General features: G+C 59.1%; 14 protein-coding genes. 9 read left to right on the top strand and 5 right to left on the bottom strand.

Translation table 11 applies throughout. The features are described from left to right. Positions 1-307 precede the first annotated feature (307 nt). A complete protein-coding gene (locus tag E6W33_RS10580; RefSeq protein ID WP_136417256.1) occupies positions 308-2,056 on the top strand; it encodes a PQQ-dependent methanol/ethanol family dehydrogenase in 1,749 nt (582 codons plus the stop codon). Between the two features lie 425 nt (positions 2,057-2,481). On the opposite strand, the gene E6W33_RS10575 is transcribed toward E6W33_RS10580, so the two are convergent. Beyond that, complete coding sequence (locus tag E6W33_RS10575) at positions 2,482-4,896, bottom strand: TonB-dependent receptor (protein WP_211097298.1); 2,415 nt, start codon at positions 4,894-4,896, stop codon at positions 2,482-2,484. A gap of 164 nt (positions 4,897-5,060) precedes the next feature. On the opposite strand from E6W33_RS10575, the gene E6W33_RS10570 reads away from it, so the two are divergent. The 5 genes from E6W33_RS10570 to E6W33_RS10550 all read left to right on the top strand — a co-directional run bounded on the left by E6W33_RS10570 (position 5,061) and on the right by E6W33_RS10550 (position 10,465). Further along, positions 5,061-7,181: a TonB-dependent receptor gene (locus E6W33_RS10570; protein ID WP_136417255.1), complete on the top strand. Its 2,121-nt coding sequence runs from the start codon at positions 5,061-5,063 to the stop codon at positions 7,179-7,181. A gap of 37 nt (positions 7,182-7,218) precedes the next feature. Then, complete coding sequence (locus E6W33_RS10565) at positions 7,219-8,160, top strand: beta-propeller fold lactonase family protein (protein ID WP_136417254.1); 942 nt, start codon at positions 7,219-7,221, stop codon at positions 8,158-8,160. Between the two features lie 33 nt (positions 8,161-8,193). After that, positions 8,194-8,730, top strand: coding sequence for a cytochrome b (locus E6W33_RS10560; protein ID WP_168798604.1), 537 nt, complete (start codon positions 8,194-8,196; stop codon positions 8,728-8,730). Positions 8,731-9,118: 388 nt separating this feature from the next. Further along, positions 9,119-9,592: a cytochrome c-550 PedF gene (gene pedF, locus E6W33_RS10555; protein WP_136417252.1), complete on the top strand. Its 474-nt coding sequence runs from the start codon at positions 9,119-9,121 to the stop codon at positions 9,590-9,592. A gap of 39 nt (positions 9,593-9,631) precedes the next feature. Continuing rightward, complete coding sequence (locus E6W33_RS10550; RefSeq protein WP_247869610.1) at positions 9,632-10,465, top strand: transporter substrate-binding domain-containing protein; 834 nt, start codon at positions 9,632-9,634, stop codon at positions 10,463-10,465. Positions 10,466-10,494: 29 nt separating this feature from the next. Here the strand turns inward: E6W33_RS10550 and E6W33_RS10545 are convergent, their stop codons facing one another. Further along, positions 10,495-11,823 carry an NAD(P)/FAD-dependent oxidoreductase gene (locus tag E6W33_RS10545; RefSeq protein ID WP_247869609.1) on the bottom strand — a complete coding sequence of 443 codons (1,329 nt, stop codon included), beginning with the start codon at positions 11,821-11,823 and terminating at the stop codon, positions 10,495-10,497. Positions 11,824-12,048: 225 nt separating this feature from the next. Between E6W33_RS10545 and E6W33_RS10540 the strand changes: the two genes are divergently transcribed. Both E6W33_RS10540 and E6W33_RS10535 read left to right on the top strand, forming a co-directional pair. After that, a complete protein-coding gene (locus tag E6W33_RS10540) occupies positions 12,049-12,474 on the top strand; it encodes a universal stress protein (RefSeq protein WP_136417251.1) in 426 nt (141 codons plus the stop codon). A 6-nt stretch (positions 12,475-12,480) separates the two neighbouring features. Then, positions 12,481-13,164: a Crp/Fnr family transcriptional regulator gene (locus E6W33_RS10535; protein WP_136417250.1), complete on the top strand. Its 684-nt coding sequence runs from the start codon at positions 12,481-12,483 to the stop codon at positions 13,162-13,164. Here E6W33_RS10535 and E6W33_RS10530 read toward each other — a convergent pair. From E6W33_RS10530 to E6W33_RS10520, 3 genes are read right to left on the bottom strand one after another with little or no spacing between them, the layout of a single operon-like run. Beyond that, the gene (locus E6W33_RS10530) at positions 13,161-14,459 is read right to left on the bottom strand and encodes a hypothetical protein (protein ID WP_136417249.1); all 1,299 of its coding nucleotides are present in this window, start codon (positions 14,457-14,459) and stop codon (positions 13,161-13,163) included. The two genes, E6W33_RS10535 and E6W33_RS10530, sit on opposite strands and share 4 nt — an antisense overlap. 10 nt (positions 14,460-14,469) lie before the next feature. After that, positions 14,470-14,709 carry a DUF2249 domain-containing protein gene (locus E6W33_RS10525; protein WP_136417248.1) on the bottom strand — a complete coding sequence of 80 codons (240 nt, stop codon included), beginning with the start codon at positions 14,707-14,709 and terminating at the stop codon, positions 14,470-14,472. Then, positions 14,706-15,152 carry a hemerythrin domain-containing protein gene (locus E6W33_RS10520; RefSeq protein WP_136417247.1) on the bottom strand — a complete coding sequence of 149 codons (447 nt, stop codon included), beginning with the start codon at positions 15,150-15,152 and terminating at the stop codon, positions 14,706-14,708. Before E6W33_RS10520 ends, E6W33_RS10525 begins: the two co-directional genes overlap by 4 nt. Before the next feature lie 233 nt (positions 15,153-15,385). Between E6W33_RS10520 and E6W33_RS10515 the strand changes: the two genes are divergently transcribed. Further along, a complete protein-coding gene (locus tag E6W33_RS10515) occupies positions 15,386-16,585 on the top strand; it encodes a nitronate monooxygenase family protein (protein WP_136417246.1) in 1,200 nt (399 codons plus the stop codon). The last annotated feature ends 55 nt before the right edge of the window (positions 16,586-16,640 follow it).

Genomic DNA, 16,640 nt, shown 5'->3' with positions numbered 1-16,640 from the left:
ACTGTCCCGTTTTGGGACAAGTGGTGAATTTTGTATCAGATGAAATCAGGTACGCCGTAGATTTCCTCCTTCCTACCTCCTGCATACATCGATAAATAAGAGATGGCACACAGATTGCGTTAGCCATGCGCGTCACCAAAGGATTTGTGACACAGGCCTGAATGACATCGGTTCCTCGCATGCGCATTGCGCGCTGCGTGCGCACCAGTCGATCAGTCACGTGCCTGAGCACTGTTGGCCAGGTTGGGTAGCGTCATGTGCGACGGCTGCCTGGCTGAAGAAGGAAAACCTATAACAGGAGGAGTGAATGAAAACGCATCTGATCAAGTTGTCTGTATTAGCAGCCCTGGCGGGGCCGTTGGCGGCGCATGCCGCTGGCGTCACCGACGCCATGATCGAAGCCGGCACAAAATCGACCGGCGACGTGCTGACGTGGGGAATGGGCCAGCAAGGCCAACGATTTTCTCCGCTTACGCAAATCAATACCAAAACCGTTCGTCGATTGACGCCGGCCTGGTCATTCTCGTTCGGCGGTGAAAAGCAGCGCGGACAGGAATCGCAGCCGCTGATTTACAACGGCCGCATGTTCGTCACCGCATCGTATTCGCGCATCTACGCGCTGGATGTGAAGACAGGCGCCAAGCTGTGGAAATATGAACACCGTCTGCCGGAAAACATCATGCCTTGCTGCGACGTGATCAATCGCGGCGCAGCGCTGTACGACAACCTGGTGATCTTCGCCACGCTCGACGCGCAGCTGGTCGCGCTCGATCAGGCGACCGGGGAAGTGGTGTGGAAGGAAAAGATCGACGACTATGCCGCAGGTTATTCGAATACTGCGGCGCCATTGATTGCGAAAGGCCTGCTGCTGACAGGTGTGTCGGGCGGCGAGTTCGGCATCGTCGGCCGCGTGGAAGCCCGCAATCCGCGCACCGGTCAACTGGTGTGGTCGCGGCCTACGGTGGAAGGCCACATGGGTTACAAGTACGACAAGGATGGCAATCCCATCCCCAACGGCGTATCCGGCACCACCAACAAGACCTGGCCTGGCGAACTGTGGAAAACCGGTGGCGCGGCGACTTGGCTGGGCGGCACCTATGATCCCAAAACCGGGCTGGCCTATTTCGGCACCGGCAATCCGGCGCCATGGAACAGCCACCTGCGTCCAGGCGACAACCTGTACTCGTCGTCCACCGTCGCGATCGATGTCGAGACCGGGCAAATCAAGTGGCATTACCAGACCACGCCGCACGATGGCTGGGACTTCGACGGCGTCAATGAATTCGTCACATTCGACATGGACGGCAAGCGCTACGGCGGCAAGGCCGACCGTAATGGTTTCTTCTACGTGATCGACGCGAACAACGGCAAGCTGCAAAACGCGTTTCCGTTCGTGAAGAAAATCACCTGGGCTAGCAGCATCGATCTGAAGACAGGCCGTCCGAACTATATCGAAGAGGGACGTCCCGGCGATCCGACCAAGGGCGAGACTGGCAAGAAGGGCAAGTCCGTATTCTCCGCGCCGTCCTTCCTCGGCGGCAAGAACCAGATGCCGATGGCATACAGCCCGAAATCGAAGCTGTTCTACGTGCCGGCCAACGAGTGGGGCATGGAGATCTGGAACGAGCCGATCAGCTACAAGAAAGGTGCTGCCTATCTGGGTGCCGGCTTCACCATCAAGGCGCTGAATGAAGACTACATCGGCGCACTGCGTGCGATCGATCCGAAGAGCGGCAAGATCGTGTGGGAAGCGAAAAACAATGCGCCGCTGTGGGGCGGGGTGATGACGACCGCGGGCGACCTGGTGTTCTACGGTACGCCGGAGGGCTATCTGAAAGCGCTTGACGCCAAGACCGGCAAGGAGTTGTGGAAGTTCCAGACCGGATCGGGTGTGGTCGCGCCGCCGATCACCTGGCAGGACGGCGATACGCAATATGTTGCGGTGGTGTCCGGCTGGGGCGGCGCGGTTCCGCTGTGGGGCGGCGATGTTGCGCGTCGTGTCAACTTCCTCGAGCAAGGCGGTTCGGTCTGGGTATTCAAATTGTCCTCCCTCTGAGCGACGAAATATTGTCTCTTCCTCCTTGGGTGCTGGCATGCACAGCCAGCCTAACCCTCGCCTAAGGACGGTTTGGCCGATGATGCAAATCATCGGCCTTTTTTTTGTGGCAGTGACTCGGGCTAGGCGTGATGGAGTTGCCTGTTGTCAGCGACACGGCGCGCGCGATGCGTCGGTGTCAGACGCTTGTGAAAACAATGCGCAGTAACTTTTTGGAAATACGCATCTCTCAGCAGTACGGACGGACGATTTGCAACGATAACGGGAACGAATGCATCCTGTTGCATCCGTCGCTTCGCACGCGGTTATGGTGCGTCGCGACAAGGTGTGTGGATCTATCTTGATTGGCGGCGTGTGACATTGCACATTGCTCCAAGATGTCGCAGCGTGTGTTGCACTTTGGAGCAATGTTCAGCCGGTCGACTTCACATTTGGTAGCGAACCCCGACAACAATGATGCGCGGCGAGCCGGGAGCGACAAAGCGTGCTTCCGCCGCTTCGGCCGGCGCGACATGCGGCTGCACCAGAACACCGTTCGGGAACAGGTCTCGCGCCAGTACGCCGTAGGTTTCATAACGGCGGTCGAAGAGATTGCTGACCCTTGCGAACAACTCCCACTGATGGTCATGCCGATAGCTCGCATGCAGGTTGAAAATTGCGTGGCCGCGTATGCTCCAATCGGCGGGGGAAGCTGTCGTCGTGTCCGACCGCAAGCCGTCCTCGTTGCCCTGCGTGGCAAGGCGCGACAGGGCAAGCATGCTGCCGCCGATCCGCCAATGGCGTGCGGCATTCCAATCGATGGTGAGCTTCAGAGTGTGGCGCGGCAGGCCGGCGATCGGCGTTCCCGGCTGGACGGTCACATTACGCTCGCCGGCGAACAGCACGCCTTGTGCGTCATATGTGGCGCGCAGGTAGCTGTACGCCACATGGGTCGTCACACTGCCGAACCGGCGGCTCAAGGCGAGGTCGATTCCCCGGCGCCGGGTGCGCTCAAAGTTCGCAAAATAGCCTAGCTGCGTTGCGCCGGCGGTGAAGAAAAGAATGTCATCCCGATTCACTGTCTGGTATGCCGACGCAGAGAGCGACATGGCGGAGGATGGTTGCCAGCGCGTGCCGGCCTCGACCGTGCGTGACACCACTTGCTTCAGGTAGGGGTCGGATTGCAGCCCCGCGGGAAGGCGGCAAGGCTGAGTCGGATCGGCGCAACCCAGTTCAATTACGGTCGGTACGCGGTTGCTTTGCGCGAGGTTAGCAAACACGGTGAGGCCGCTGCTTACGTCGTGGGCGATACCGAGTGCCGGGTTGAGCTTGTTGTAGGTGAAGTGTTCGTGCGGTTGATTGCCGGCGCTGTTGCCCAGCGTGTTTCCGACTTCGACGTGGTTGAAGCGCGCCGCGCCAGTGACATGCGTGGCGGGCGCGACTTGCCATGTGTCGGTTGCATACAGCCCGGTGGCAGTCGATGTTCCCTTGACGGTTGCGCTAAGCTCAGGGACCGCCTGCGCATCGGCCAGCACGCCTCTTTGTTCGGTGAACCACGCATCTTGTTCCTGTTGAGCGTAATGCACGCGGCTCGCATCGAGCGCGGCGCCCAGCGTGAATTGATGGCGCTCCAGGTACTTGTTCAAGTTCAGACTGAAGCCGATGCTGTCCTGCCGCGTCGTCGCGGTGTTCAACGAGGCGGAATGCAGTGCGTTGGCGACGTTCCGGTCAGCCTCGCAGCTTCCGGGATCAAGGGCTGCGCCGCGCACATCGAATCCGGCCGCGCAGGCTTGCACATAGTCGCTGTATTGCTGATTGACATCTCCGGTGACGCCGTCGCGCCGGCTGTTGCGCCAATAGGCAGTTCCCGCAATGTCGGTTTCGGCGTCAAGCGCATGGCGCATGTTGAACGCCAGCTGCGTCACCTGGTTTTCCGTGACATCGGGGTAAGTGTAGGCGGCGCGGCGGCTGTCTTCATACAAGCCGCTGCGCAGCGCACCATCCGACCAGCGGTAGCTCGGCAGCAGGCCGTTGCCGGCAAGATGACTGGAACCCTGCAGAAGCGAGGCATCCCATTGCGTCATGCCGTGTTGCGCGCCGATCCGGGCAAACAGGTTGGCGAGGCGGCTTTGCGAATGCTCACGCCAGCCGCTGTCGCTCAGCATCGTGGCGGCGACGAAGCTGTGTAAGCCGCCTTGATGGCGGGTGCCGTAGGCAATGTCGACGCGCTTGTTGCCGCCGCTGCTGATGGAGCTTTCCATGTCGAGGCCGGGATGACTGCGTCCGCTCTTGGTAGTGAAGGCGAGCGCGCCGCCCAGTGTGTTTAGGCCGAACAGCGGATTCGATCCAGGTACGAGCGACACGCTCGCGATGGCCGCTTCGGGCAGCATGTCCCAGTTCACGACATCGCCGAAGGGCTCATTCACGCGCACGCCGTCGAGATAGACCGACATGCCCTGCGGCGAACCGAGGATGGGGGAAGCGCGAAAGCCGCGGAAGGTGATGTCACTTTGGAACGTGCCGCCCTGGATCTCATTCGCGTTGACACCGGTGAGGTTGCGCGTCATGTACTCGGTGAGTGTGCCGGACTGCGACTGCTTCAAGACCATGTCCGACGCGGTCTGCACGTCGTAGGGAAGCAGCCTGCCATCAATACCGAGGCCAGGAAGCAAGGCAGCGGCGGTCACGGACACGGCGGGTAACTCCCGCTCCGAATTCGCTGGCGCTACCTGTGCATGAACAGCAGTGCCGGCCGCGGCAGCCAGCGCAGCGATCGCCTGCGCAATCATGCGCGGTTCGACAGCTTCGATCAGCCGGTCGATGAATTGGCGCGAATCCGCGCTGCGAGTAACGAAGTCCATGAACGCGCTCCCTCTGGAAAATGTGTGCGGCACATCGCAGCGCAATTTCCGTTCCCGCGTCAGGTGCATCGGATCCGGCCTGTCAGGTTTGGCCGTGGCATGCAACTTGCAAACCGTGGTGCATGGCCTCTGTCGCTCCTGTCAACCTCAACATCAATTTCCAAATGAATTCATCCAATCGTCATCGCTGCAGCGCAGCAGTTCCTTCGCTGGCAGGGCGCCGTCCGGTCCTTGTTCTTTCATTAAGTGCGCAGCTGCTGTGCGCGGCACATGTCGCGAACGCGCAGGAAAAGCGATTGGAAGATGTGGTCGTGTCCGCCAGTCGTTCGGAGCAGCGCCGCTTCGATGCCGCGGCCTCGATCGACGCCGTGCAGATCGATACGCAGCACGCTGCGTCGCCGCTGGTGAACCTGTCGGAGCTGCTTCAGGCCGTGCCCGGGGTTCAGGTCCGGGAGCGCCAGAATTATGCGCAGGACCTGCAGATGTCGGTGCGAGGATTCGGCACGCGTTCGACCTTCGGTGTTCGCGGGGTGCGGATACTGATCGATGGCATCCCGGCCACCATGCCGGACGGGCAAGGGCAGGCGGCGATCGCCAGCCTGACTTCCGCCAAGCGCATCGAGGTGTTGCGCGGCCCGGTTGCGCAACTGTATGGCAATGCCGCCGGCGGTGTGGTGCAAGTATTTACCAAGGATCCGCCGATGGCGCCGGCAGCGCCGTTCGCCAGCCTCGCAGTCGGTGCCGGTACATATGGACAGCGGCAGGCAGATGTGTCGGTGGGTGGCGGTAATGAGACTGTCGGTGCATTGCTTGACGTCTCGCATTATTCGACGGATGGATATCGCGATCACAGTGCGGCCGATCGCACCCAGGTCAATGCCAAACTGGTGGCGCGTCCGTCCGCGGATACCACCATCACGGGCATTTTCAATCGCTTCGACCAGCCGCGTGCGCAGGATCCGCTCGGCCTGACACATGCCCAGTTCGAGCAGAATCCGCGACAGGTGATATCCGGTGCGATTGCCTTCGACACGCGCAAGTCGATCGAACAGAATCAGGCCGGCGTATTGCTGGAACAACGCTTGTCGACCAGCGATACGCTCAATGCGCGGGTGTACGGCGGCACGCGCCAGGCGTTCCAGACTCTCTCGTTCAGCGGTGCGGCAAGCAACTCCGCCGGCGGCATTGTCGATCTGGATAACAAGTTCGACGGCGCCGGCTTGAGCTGGACTCACAAGACGAAACTCAATGGATTGCCGCTGCACTGGACGCTCGGTGTCGAGGCGGATCAGCTCGATCAGAACCGGCGTGGCTTCGTCAACAACAACGGCAGCGTCGGGGACTTGCGCCGCGACGAGATCGACAGCGCGGACAATCTTGATCTCTTTGGTCAGATGGACTGGACCTTTTCGCCGCAATGGACTGCGACCGCCGGTGCACGTGCGTCACGCGTGCGCTTCTCGGTCGATGATCATTACGTCACTTCCGCCAGCCCGAATGACAGCGGCAGCGTGGAATATCGCAATACCAGCCCGGTTCTCGGCCTCGTGTGGCATGCCAATGATGATGTGAACGTGTATGGCAATATCGGTCGCGGCTTTGAAACGCCGACGCTGACCGAGATGGCCTATCGGCCCGGCGCAACCGGCCCGAACCTGGCTTTGAAACCATCGCGCAGCGTGCAGGGCGAAGTGGGGATCAAGCTGCGTCAGGGTCGGCACAGCGTCGACATGGCGCTGTTCGATGCGAAGAGCAATGATGAAATCGTTCCCTTGACGACCGAGAACGGACGCTCGATTTTCCAGAATGTCGACAAGGTGGAACGTCGCGGATTTGAAGTGGCGTGGAAAGCCGCATGGGACAAGTTCGCCACGCAGCTTGGCTATACCTTGCTTGATGCACGCTTCAGGCAGCAGTTCGTCAATGGGCAGAATGCGGCGATCGCTTCCGGCAACCGCTTGCCTGGCGCGCCGATGCACAGCTTGTTCGCGCAACTTGAATACCGGCCGCTGGAGGCAGTCACGACTGCGCTGGAGATGCGCGCCGAAAGCCGTGCCTATGTCGATGACCTCAACAGCGACGCTGCGCCCGGATATGCCGTGTTCAATGTCCGCGCAGGTTACGACTTCCGGGTTGGCAAGGCGAAGATGTATCTGTACGGACGAATCGACAACCTGTTCGACAAGAACTACGCCGGATCGATCATCGTCAATGACGGCAACCGACGTTTCTTCGAGCCGGCCGCCGGGCGGCGCCTGTTCGTCGGTTTGCGCACGATGTTTTGAACAACGATTGACCACAAGATCCTATAACGGAGACATCATGAAAAAACATTTCGCCGCAACCCTTGTTCTGTCTGCATCAACGCTCGGCGCCTATGCCAGTCCCTTCGCCTATGTACCGAACGAGAAATCCGGCACGCTGTCGGTGATCGACTGCGCCACCGATACCGTGGTCGATACCATCGCAGCCGGTAAAAAGCCGAGAGGACTCGTGGCCAGCCATGACGGAAAATTTCTCTATGTCAGCGACCAGACCAGCAATGCATTGTTGATCGTCGACCTCGCGAAAAAAGCCGTGGTGTCCAAGGTGGTGCTGGAGGAATCGCCCGAGGGTGTTGGCATCTCTCGCGCCGGCGACTGGGTCGTGGTTGCGAGCGAAATCAGCAATAGCGTGAGCTTCGTGTCGACGGCCACCAATCAGCAGGTATTCAGCGTCAAGACGAAAGGCAAGAATCCGGAGCATGCGGAGTTCAGCCCGGACGGCAAATGGCTCTATGTGAGTGCGGAAGAGGCGGACACGCTGGATATCGTCGATGTCGCGAAGCGCGAGCAGGTCAATTCGATCAAGCTCGGCGAGCGGCCGCGCGGCATCGGATTTTCGCCCGACGGAAGCAAGGCCTACGTTGCCGCCGAAATTGCGAGCACCGTGTATGTGATCGATGTACCGGGCCAGGCACTGATCACCCAAATCAAGGCCGGAAAATTCTCCAACGGCGTGGCAGTGCATCCGGACGGCAAGCATGTCTATATATCGAACGGCAAGGATGCCAGCGTGTCGGTGATCGATGCCGTCGATAACAAGATGATCGACACCATCCCGGTCGGCAAGCGGCCATGGAACATGGCGCTGACACCGGACGGAAAGAAATTGTACGTGGCCAACGGCCGATCCAATTCGGTGTCGGTGCTGGATACGGAGAGCAACAAGGTGATCAAGGAAATCCCGGTCGGCGAATTGCCGTGGGGCGTGGTGGTGCAGTAATCGATGGAGAACCTGAAACGGCTGGAGACTAGCATGAAAGCAAATTCCGAAGACGCGTATAGCAAGCCGGCGATGGCAATGCACTGGATCATGGCGATCCTGTTGTTTGTACAGATCGGGATCGGTTGGTACATGGTCGATATTCCGAAGCGCACACCGCCGGTCGCGTTTTATTACGGCTTGCACAAGTCGCTTGGACTGATTGCGTTTGCGCTGGTCGTGCTGCGTTTGTGGTGGAAGTCAAGGATGCCGGCGCCGGCCAGCCTGCATCGCTCTGCCTTGCAGGAAAAAGCCGCGCAGATTTCGCATCGGCTGCTGTATGCGTGCATGGTTTTGACGCCATTCTGCGGCTTCGTCGCATCCAGTTTCACGCGGCATGGAATCAGTTTTTTCGGATACCCGCTGCCGCGCACAGGATGGGATGATCCGCTCATTCATTCCGTGTTCAACAGCACGCATGTGGCGTTTTCCTGGCTGCTTGTCTGCTTGATCGTCGTGCATGTCATGGCGGTGTTCTACCACCTCGCCGTTTCCGGGACGCGCATCATCTGGCGCATGTTGCCGCGTTAAAGCTCGGACCAGAATTGCGCGCATTCGACAATGCGCAGGACGCGTTATGCGCATCCTGCGCATTGTCGCGTTTGCGCATCGAGATATCGCAGTCTCGCTTTTTCCCCACCGACTTTCCAACCGTTTTTCATCATGTCTTTTGCGCAATGCAGACCGCTCGTTGATCCTGTTTTGAAGCGTTGTGTTCTGGAGCACTGTTGCATATTGACGCAACGGATTTGTACCGCATGCCGACGGTTCAGCCCCGTCGAGGAGCATTGAACAGCGCATGTTCGCTCTATGCGACAGGAATCCGGATTGATGCGGCCTTCGCGATGCGCGGTGAACCGCATGGCATACCAATTGCGTTTGGGTGCTTACCCTTCATTTTTTTAATTCGGGAGCTACCATGAAATTCAAACCTTGCACTTTTGTTGTTGGTCTCATGATGTCCGCGTCATCGTTGATGCCGCTTGCGGCCCATGCACACGGCGACGTCACGCCGCAAGCCGTCGATACCAAATCCTTGCCGCCCCTGGGCGAGAAATGGCGCGATGAAAATCCCTACAAGGGCAACGAGGAGGCGGTCAAGGTCGGAACCTCCGCCTTCGCACAGAATTGCGCACGTTGCCACGGCATCGAGGCCGTTTCCGGCGGCATTGCGCCCGACCTGCGCAAGCTGGACCGCGATTGCCTCGGCTTGAAGAACGAGGCGAAGAAGCAGGCATGCTTCAAGGACACCGACAAATACTTCCTGACGTCGATCCGCGGCGGGAAGGTGCGCAACGGTGCCGTGTACATGCCGCCTTTTGAAAATGTGTTCAACCAGGAAGCGATGTGGGCAATCAAGGCTTATCTGGAGACGCGCCGGGAAACGCGATAAGCGACTGGGGCAAATTCAACAAGATCAACGGAGACAAAGATGTTCATGCCATTCATTCGAAGACTGATGGCGCCTTTTGCGCTGGCACTCTTGCTGTATGCACCGCTGCATTCCGCGCATGCCGATCTCGACAAGCTGAAGCACGACGGTATCCTGAAGGTCGCGGTATACAAGGATTTCGCGCCATTCTCTGCGCAGGACAGCGGGATCGATATCGACCTTGCACGCGCTCTGGCGGAAAAGCTTGGGCTACGCCTGAGCCTGCTACCTTTCGATGCCGGTGAAGACCTCGGCGACGACCTGCGCAACATGGTGTGGAAAGGCCATTATCTCGGCTATGGTCCGGCCGACGTGCTGATGCATGTACCGGTCGACCCGCGCCTGATGGACGGGGCCAGGAAGGTCAAGATATTTGCGCCGTACTATCATGAGAACGTGCGTCTGGTGCGCGATGTGCGCAAGATTCCGACCTACGACGGCGTCGATTCGCTCGCCGGCAAGAAGGTCGGTGTGGAAAAAGTGTCGATCTCTGCGATGGTCATGCTGGGCGAACAGGACGGAAAATTTCGCGACAATGTGAAGATCTATCCGACGGCCGTCGAGGCATTGGAAAAGCTGAAGGCGGGTGAGCTCGATGCGGTACTCGCCAATCGTTCCGAGATCGAATCGGTGATCAGGCAAGATCCCAACTTTGCCTTGAGCGAGGCCACGTTCCAGCGACTGCCGCGCCAGGGCTGGGTGGTCGGCATGGCAGTGAAGAACGACAATGTCGAGCTGGCGAAAGCCTTGCAAGCCGCAACCAATGACCTGGCGGCATCCGGGCAGCTGGCCCAGATTTTCGCGAGGCACGGCGTGACGCTCGCCAGGCCATAGCGTGACCGGGTACTAATCCGGAATCCGCTCTAATGCAGCTTGATGCGCGGATTGCGGGCCCAGTTGATGGCTTCGGCCCAAGTCACCAGCCAAGTCCGGAACCAGCCGCTCACGGCAATCTGGTGGCTCTTGTGCAGCCACCAGTACATCCACTTGGCAATAGTTCCCTCGATGAAGACCGAGCCCTTGGCGATTGCGCCCATCAGGCTGCCGACCGCGCTGTAGTCGCCGAGGGACACCAGCGAGCCGTAATCGTGATAGGTGAATTCGAGAAGGGGTTTTCCTTGCAACATGCGCACAAGGGATTTTGCCAGCATCGTTGCTTCCTGATGCGCGGATTGAGCACGCGGGGGCACGACGGGTTTGTCGTCTCCTTGGGGAATCGCCGCGCAATCGCCCATGGCAAAAATGGATGTGTCCCGGGTACTCTGCAGGGTGCGGTGGACAATCAGTTGATTCAGACGGTTCACTTCCAGCCCATCGAGGTCTTTCATGAAATCGGGAATCTTGATGCCCGCACACCACACGACGATTTCGCTCGGGATGAAAGTGCCGTTGGCCATCCTGACGCCGTCCTTCGTCACTTCCACGACACGTTCGCTGGTATGAATTTCGATATGCAGTGAACGCAGCTCATGCGCGACTGCTGAAGACAGGCGTTCCGGCAGCGCCTGCAACAAGCGCGGCGCGGCTTCCACCACGACGATTCTCAAATCCTTTTCCGGATCAAAGTTGGCGAGGCCGTACGTCGACATGATCTTGGTTGTCATGTGCAGTTCGGCGGACAACTCCACGCCGGTCGCGCCGCCGCCAATAATCGTCACGGTGAATTGATCCTGGCCGGGAGTCCGTGGCCGGGTTTGCGCGCGCAGGCAGGAGTTGATGAGGCGCTGGTGAAACCGCTCTGCGGCCTCAGGGGAGTCGAGCATGATGCAATGCTCCTGCGCGCCCGGCGTGCCGAAGTCATTGGACTGGCTGCCGATCGCAAGCACCAGCGTGTCGTACGGGATGGATTGGCGCGGCAGGATTTCATTGCCTTCCTCGTCGTATGTCGGCGCAAGATAGATTTCCTTTTGCGTGCGGCTCAATCCGTCCATGCGACCGAGCCGAAACTTGAAGTGGTAATTGCGCGCCAGCGCGAGATATTCGAGTTCATCGGTATGACTGTCCATGGTGCCGGCGGCGACCTGGTGCAGCAAGGGTTTCCACAAATGGGTGCGGGCGGCGTCGACCAGGGTGATCTGCGCCTTGCCGTGCTTTCCCAGTTTTTTGCCGAGGCGAACAGCGAGCTCGAGGCCGCCGGCGCCACCGCCGACGATGGTGATGCGATGCAGATGTGTGCCAGAATGTTGTGTCAAAACGATCTCCAGGCAATGCAGACAGGTTCACGGGGATGTTGCGAGGCGTTGTGAAAATACCATTGATCCGACCGATGAAGGCGAAAACCCTCTTTGTATGACCGGCAGGCGGGCGTTGCGTCAATCTTGGACGAATTGATTCAAATCAAACAATTTGCAATACCCCTTTGTTACATTCGTGCGCGACAATCTGCATATTAACCACTTCGGATACAGGGAATTCCAATGAAAATATTGATCGCGGTTGATGGCTCGAAATATTCGCTCAAGGCGGTAAAGCATGTGACCTCGCACCTCGATTGGTTTCAGGGAACGCCGGAGTTGCATCTATTGCACGTGACGGAACCCATTCCACCGGGTCGCGCCAGCGCGATTCTGGGTGAAGAGATGGTCAAGAATTATTACAAGGAAGAGTCCCAGGCCGAACTGGTTCCGGCCGAGAAGTTGTTGCGCAAGCTGGAGATTCCCTATACGTCGGCCTGGAAAATCGGCAACGTGGCGGAGGAAATTCGCGCTTATGCCAAGAAGCAGAAGATTGACATGATTGTCATGGGCTCGCATGGACACACGGCCTTCCAGAACCTCGTGATGGGCTCGGTAGCCACCAAGGTGCTTGCCGCGACGACCATCCCTGTTCTGATCGTGCGTTAATACGGAATGGGCACCAGCAAAACCAAGATCCGCGATTTCCTGTCCCGGCTGCCGTTGTTCAATGAAATCGCGCCGGAAGAACTGGAAAAGATCGCCGAATCGGCAAGTGAAGTTCACGTTCCGCGCGGCGACATCATTTTTCGCCGGGGCGATCCTTGCCTCGGGTTTCACACCGTGATTTACGGCCAGGTGAAGCTGGCGTTTCATTCCGTCGACGGCAACGAAAAGGTGGTCGAGATCATCGGGCCGGGATACAGCTTCGGCGAGGCGCTGATGTTCATGGAAAAGCCGTACATCGTGACGGCACAGGCGCTCGCGGATTCCTTGCTGCTGCACGTTCCGAAGAAAGCGGTGTTCGACGAACTGGAACGCGATCCGAAGTTTGCGCGCAAGATGCTGGCGGGCCTGAGCCGGCGCTTGCACGGCCTGATCTGCGATGTCGAAGCCTACTCGCTGAGTTCCGGCACGCAGCGGGTGATCGGTTACTTGCTGAAGGAAGAGGCGCCGGCGGACGGCGATCAGATCACCCTGAAGGTGAGCAAGACGGTGCTGGCCTCCCGCCTCAACCTGACACCGGAACATTTCTCGCGCATCCTGCATGATCTCGCCGACCGGCAGATGATCAGCGTGGAGGGGCGCACCATCACGATTCTCGATATCGAAAAACTGCGCTCCTACGAGGGCCGCTAGGCTGCCGCATCGCGCAGCTTCGAGAGGTCCGATGTCATGTTGCGGTAGATGCGCGCCGCTTTCCAGATATTCAACCAGAGCCAGCCGGAAGATGCGACAAAGGCCAGCGCGGCAAGCTGCGACAGCCACTGCGGCCATAGCGTGCTCGCAGTCAGCAATACCAATGCCAACAAATGGACGCGAAACTGCTTTTGGGCGACTTTGTCGGGCACGATCTGCTTGACGTTCGGGGCCTTGGTGCAGCCGCCCGCGAGCTGGTTCTGGAGGTGGTACCACACCAGGAACGGAACGATCTTGTAGAGCATGCCGTTCACGATCGAATAGGCAAAGCCGACGATGAACAACACACCCAGCGTCAGCGGATAGGCCGATGTCGCGGCGAGTTGCGGGAACAGCCGTCCTGCGAGCCACAGAGCCGCCGCGCCGAGCAGGCTGGCAAGGCCGGCACGCCAGAACAAGGTGGTCGGGTCCGGTTTCGGCCGTTTGCGTTGCCACAGCAGATAAAACGTCGTGCAGGCGAAGGCGGCGAAGAGAATGGCGAGCAGGGCGGACAATGGATTGCCCGGGAAGCCGAGCACCTCCGCAATGGACCAGATCGCGATCAATGCGAAAACGGTTTTGGCCAGCCATTTCGTGACGATGCGCGGATAAGTCGGCGTCACCTGAAACATCGGCACGACCTGGTAGGAGATGCCGACGATTAACAAGCCGACCCACCCAAGCAGTCCCCAGCCGGCGTGGATATCGGTGATTTGCATCAGCGGCAGCGGAAGCGGCCAGGCAAATCCGCTTGCCGCCGTGATTCCAAGCACAACGACAATGCCCAGTGCGCTGAGCGCCAGGCGGATCGCGGTCAGCATTTCCTTGCCATCCGGCGCAAACCAGACGCCGCGCAAGCCGGCAAGGAGAAGCCAGCCGAATGCAAGAAGAAGCAGCGGCAGCGCCAGTTTGAAAAAGGCAGACGAGGACAGCAGAAAGCCGACGACCAGCGCGAGAACGCCGGATGTCAGCAATGCATGCGCCACACCGGCGGTCAATTTCGAATGTGGAATGTCGATGCCGGCGACCACGGGGAGAATCTGCAGCAGCGCCCCGATCATGCACATCGCGAGAAAGCCCAGCGTGAGCAGATGGGTGAGGGCGAGCGTTGCCGGCGTCCAGCGCGATACCAGCGCCTCCGGTCCTTGCCAGAGCAGCAACAGTCCGGCGGCGACGGCAAAGAGCGGTGCGGTGAGGAAGAAGCGAAGCGGCACCGATAAGGGCGGTGTCTGTTCGAACGATAAGACGCGCTGCATGGACTTCGTCTCAGTTCTTGTTTCGGTGCCAGATCAGGACTTCGTAGATGAAATCCTCGCGGCACCGGGTCTGATGCGCGAAGCCGTTCTGCTCCAGGATGCGATAGAGGGGAAACGGCTCGCGGCCGATCATGACGCACAAGCGACGGCCGGGCGCGAGATCGGACAGCGCCTCCAGAATGCGCTCCAGCGGTTCCGGCGGTTCCAGTCCGCATACATCCAGGACGATGTCGTCTGCCGGCTTGTTCATAGCGTGGCGTCGACGGCGCTCATCTCGCTGATGATCTGCTCCTGCTGTCCGCCCAGCACGCGTTCGGCCATCTGGTAGAGAATCGTCTCTTCCTTCATGTTGTGCTGCTGAACCATCGTGTTCAGCGTGTCCGAGCAGCCGAAGAAATCGTCCGGATCACGCTTGTCCAGCGCGGCCTTCAGCATTCCCATGATGGAGCGCAACTGCTCATGCTCCATGCGCATGACGCGCGTCGGGCCTTCAGTACTGCCGGTGGCTTGTTCAAACGCCGGAAACAGCACTTTTTCTTCCATGGTGAAGTGGTGTTCGACCGCTTCGGTGAATTCATTCAGGTAGTTTGTGGCCTGATCCCATTCGGCCTTGCTGACGCTGGTCTCGGCGTTGGCAAAAAGATCATCGCAGCGTTTGTGATCGCTGCCGAGAAAGCGTGAGATGGTGGTCATGTAAAGCCTTGTTCGTTAAAAGTGCATCACATTGTGACATTCGTGGCAAGCGGGAATCCTTAACCTGGATCAAGGATTTCAGGGCCGTCCGCAGAGTAGAGTGGGCAAAATGGCTATGTGGCGGATGTTATTGCCTTAATTCAATTCAAGTCCGAAATTCTTGATTGAGATCAAACAAATTCGACTTCGCATTTGCTACATTCGCTCGTTGCTTAGAGATCGGAAGGACCGTCGTGCTGAAAACCGCTTTAAAACCGCTTGTCGTCAAGGGCAAGTCTCTCCTTCCAATTGTCCAGGGCGGTATGGGTGTCGGGGTTTCCGCACATCGTCTGGCTGGCACAGTCGCCAGCCTGGGCGGCGTCGGCACGATTTCCAGCGTGGATTTGCGGCGTCATCACGCCGATCTCATGGCGCAGACCGGCAAGTCGCGCAACAAGGCGCTGATCGACCGCGCCAACCTGATTGCCCTCGATCGTGAAATCAAGGCGGCCAAGGCGGTTGCGCAAGGCGTCGGCATGGTCGCGGTCAATGTCATGCGTGCCGTTGCCGAGTACGCCAGCTATGTCAAGCAAGCCTGCGAGAGCGGCATCGATGCGGTCGTTGTCGGTGCCGGCTTGCCGCTGGACCTTCCCGAGTTGACCGTAGACCACCCGGATGTGGCATTGGTTCCGATCCTGTCGGATGTGCGCGGCATTGCGCTGATCCTGAAAAAGTGGATGCGCAAGAATCGCCTGCCGGATGCGATCGTGATCGAAAATCCGCGCTATGCCGCAGGCCACCTCGGCGCGGCCAAGGTGGAAGATGTTGACAAGCCGCATTTCGCTTTCCCCACGGTGCTGGAAGGCACGCTTGAATTGTTCAAGGAACTTGGCATCGAGCGTGAACGCATTCCCCTGATTACCGCCGGCGGCATCAACTCTCACGAGCAGGTGCGTGCCTTGCTGGATATGGGTGCGAGCGCGATTCAGCTCGGTACCGCCTTTGCGGTGACCGAAGAGGGCGATGCCCACATCAACTTCAAGAAAGTGCTGGCCGAGGCCAAGCCTGAAGATATTGTTACCTTCATGAGCGTTGCCGGCCTGCCCGCGCGTGCAGTGCGTACTCCCTGGCTGGCGAACTACCTGGAGAAAGAAGCGAAGCTGCAGAGCAAGGCGGCACCGAAGGATTGCACGGTCGGTTTCGACTGCCTGCATGAGTGCGGTCTGCGCGACGGCATTGCCAAGCACGGCCAGTTCTGCATCGATACCCAGCTTGCCTTCGCGATGAAAGGCGACGTCAAGCGCGGCCTGTTCTTCCGCGGCTCGGAAAAGCTTCCTTTCGGCAGTGAAATCCGCTCCGTACGCGAGTTGATCGAATTCCTGCTGAACGGCATGCGCCCCGCGAAAGCCGACTGCATTGCAGTTTCGCCGTCGGCGGCGATCATGCCCGCTTGAGGGACACTGAAGTTTGCATGATCAAGAACCCCATCGTTATTTTTGAAGAATAGAA

It is taken from the genome of Herbaspirillum sp. ST 5-3, from assembly GCF_004804275.1.
Taxonomy (GTDB): Bacteria; Pseudomonadota; Gammaproteobacteria; order Burkholderiales; family Burkholderiaceae_D; genus Noviherbaspirillum.
This window is presented reverse-complemented; position numbering and strand designations above follow the sequence as displayed.

Coding starts and splice junctions, on each gene's coding strand:
- E6W33_RS10575 (WP_211097298.1), bottom strand. CDS start 4,896: ATGGACTTCGTTACTCGCAGCGCGGATTCGCGCCAATTCATCGACCGG.
- E6W33_RS10520 (WP_136417247.1), bottom strand. CDS start 15,152: ATGACCACCATCTCACGCTTTCTCGGCAGCGATCACAAACGCTGCGAT.
- E6W33_RS10550 (WP_247869610.1), top strand. CDS start 9,632: ATGTTCATGCCATTCATTCGAAGACTGATGGCGCCTTTTGCGCTGGCA.
- E6W33_RS10580 (WP_136417256.1), top strand. CDS start 308: ATGAAAACGCATCTGATCAAGTTGTCTGTATTAGCAGCCCTGGCGGGG.
- E6W33_RS10560 (WP_168798604.1), top strand. CDS start 8,194: ATGAAAGCAAATTCCGAAGACGCGTATAGCAAGCCGGCGATGGCAATG.
- E6W33_RS10570 (WP_136417255.1), top strand. CDS start 5,061: ATGAATTCATCCAATCGTCATCGCTGCAGCGCAGCAGTTCCTTCGCTG.
- E6W33_RS10525 (WP_136417248.1), bottom strand. CDS start 14,709: ATGAACAAGCCGGCAGACGACATCGTCCTGGATGTATGCGGACTGGAA.
- E6W33_RS10565 (WP_136417254.1), top strand. CDS start 7,219: ATGAAAAAACATTTCGCCGCAACCCTTGTTCTGTCTGCATCAACGCTC.
- E6W33_RS10540 (WP_136417251.1), top strand. CDS start 12,049: ATGAAAATATTGATCGCGGTTGATGGCTCGAAATATTCGCTCAAGGCG.
- E6W33_RS10530 (WP_136417249.1), bottom strand. CDS start 14,459: ATGCAGCGCGTCTTATCGTTCGAACAGACACCGCCCTTATCGGTGCCG.
- E6W33_RS10535 (WP_136417250.1), top strand. CDS start 12,481: ATGGGCACCAGCAAAACCAAGATCCGCGATTTCCTGTCCCGGCTGCCG.
- pedF (WP_136417252.1), top strand. CDS start 9,119: ATGAAATTCAAACCTTGCACTTTTGTTGTTGGTCTCATGATGTCCGCG.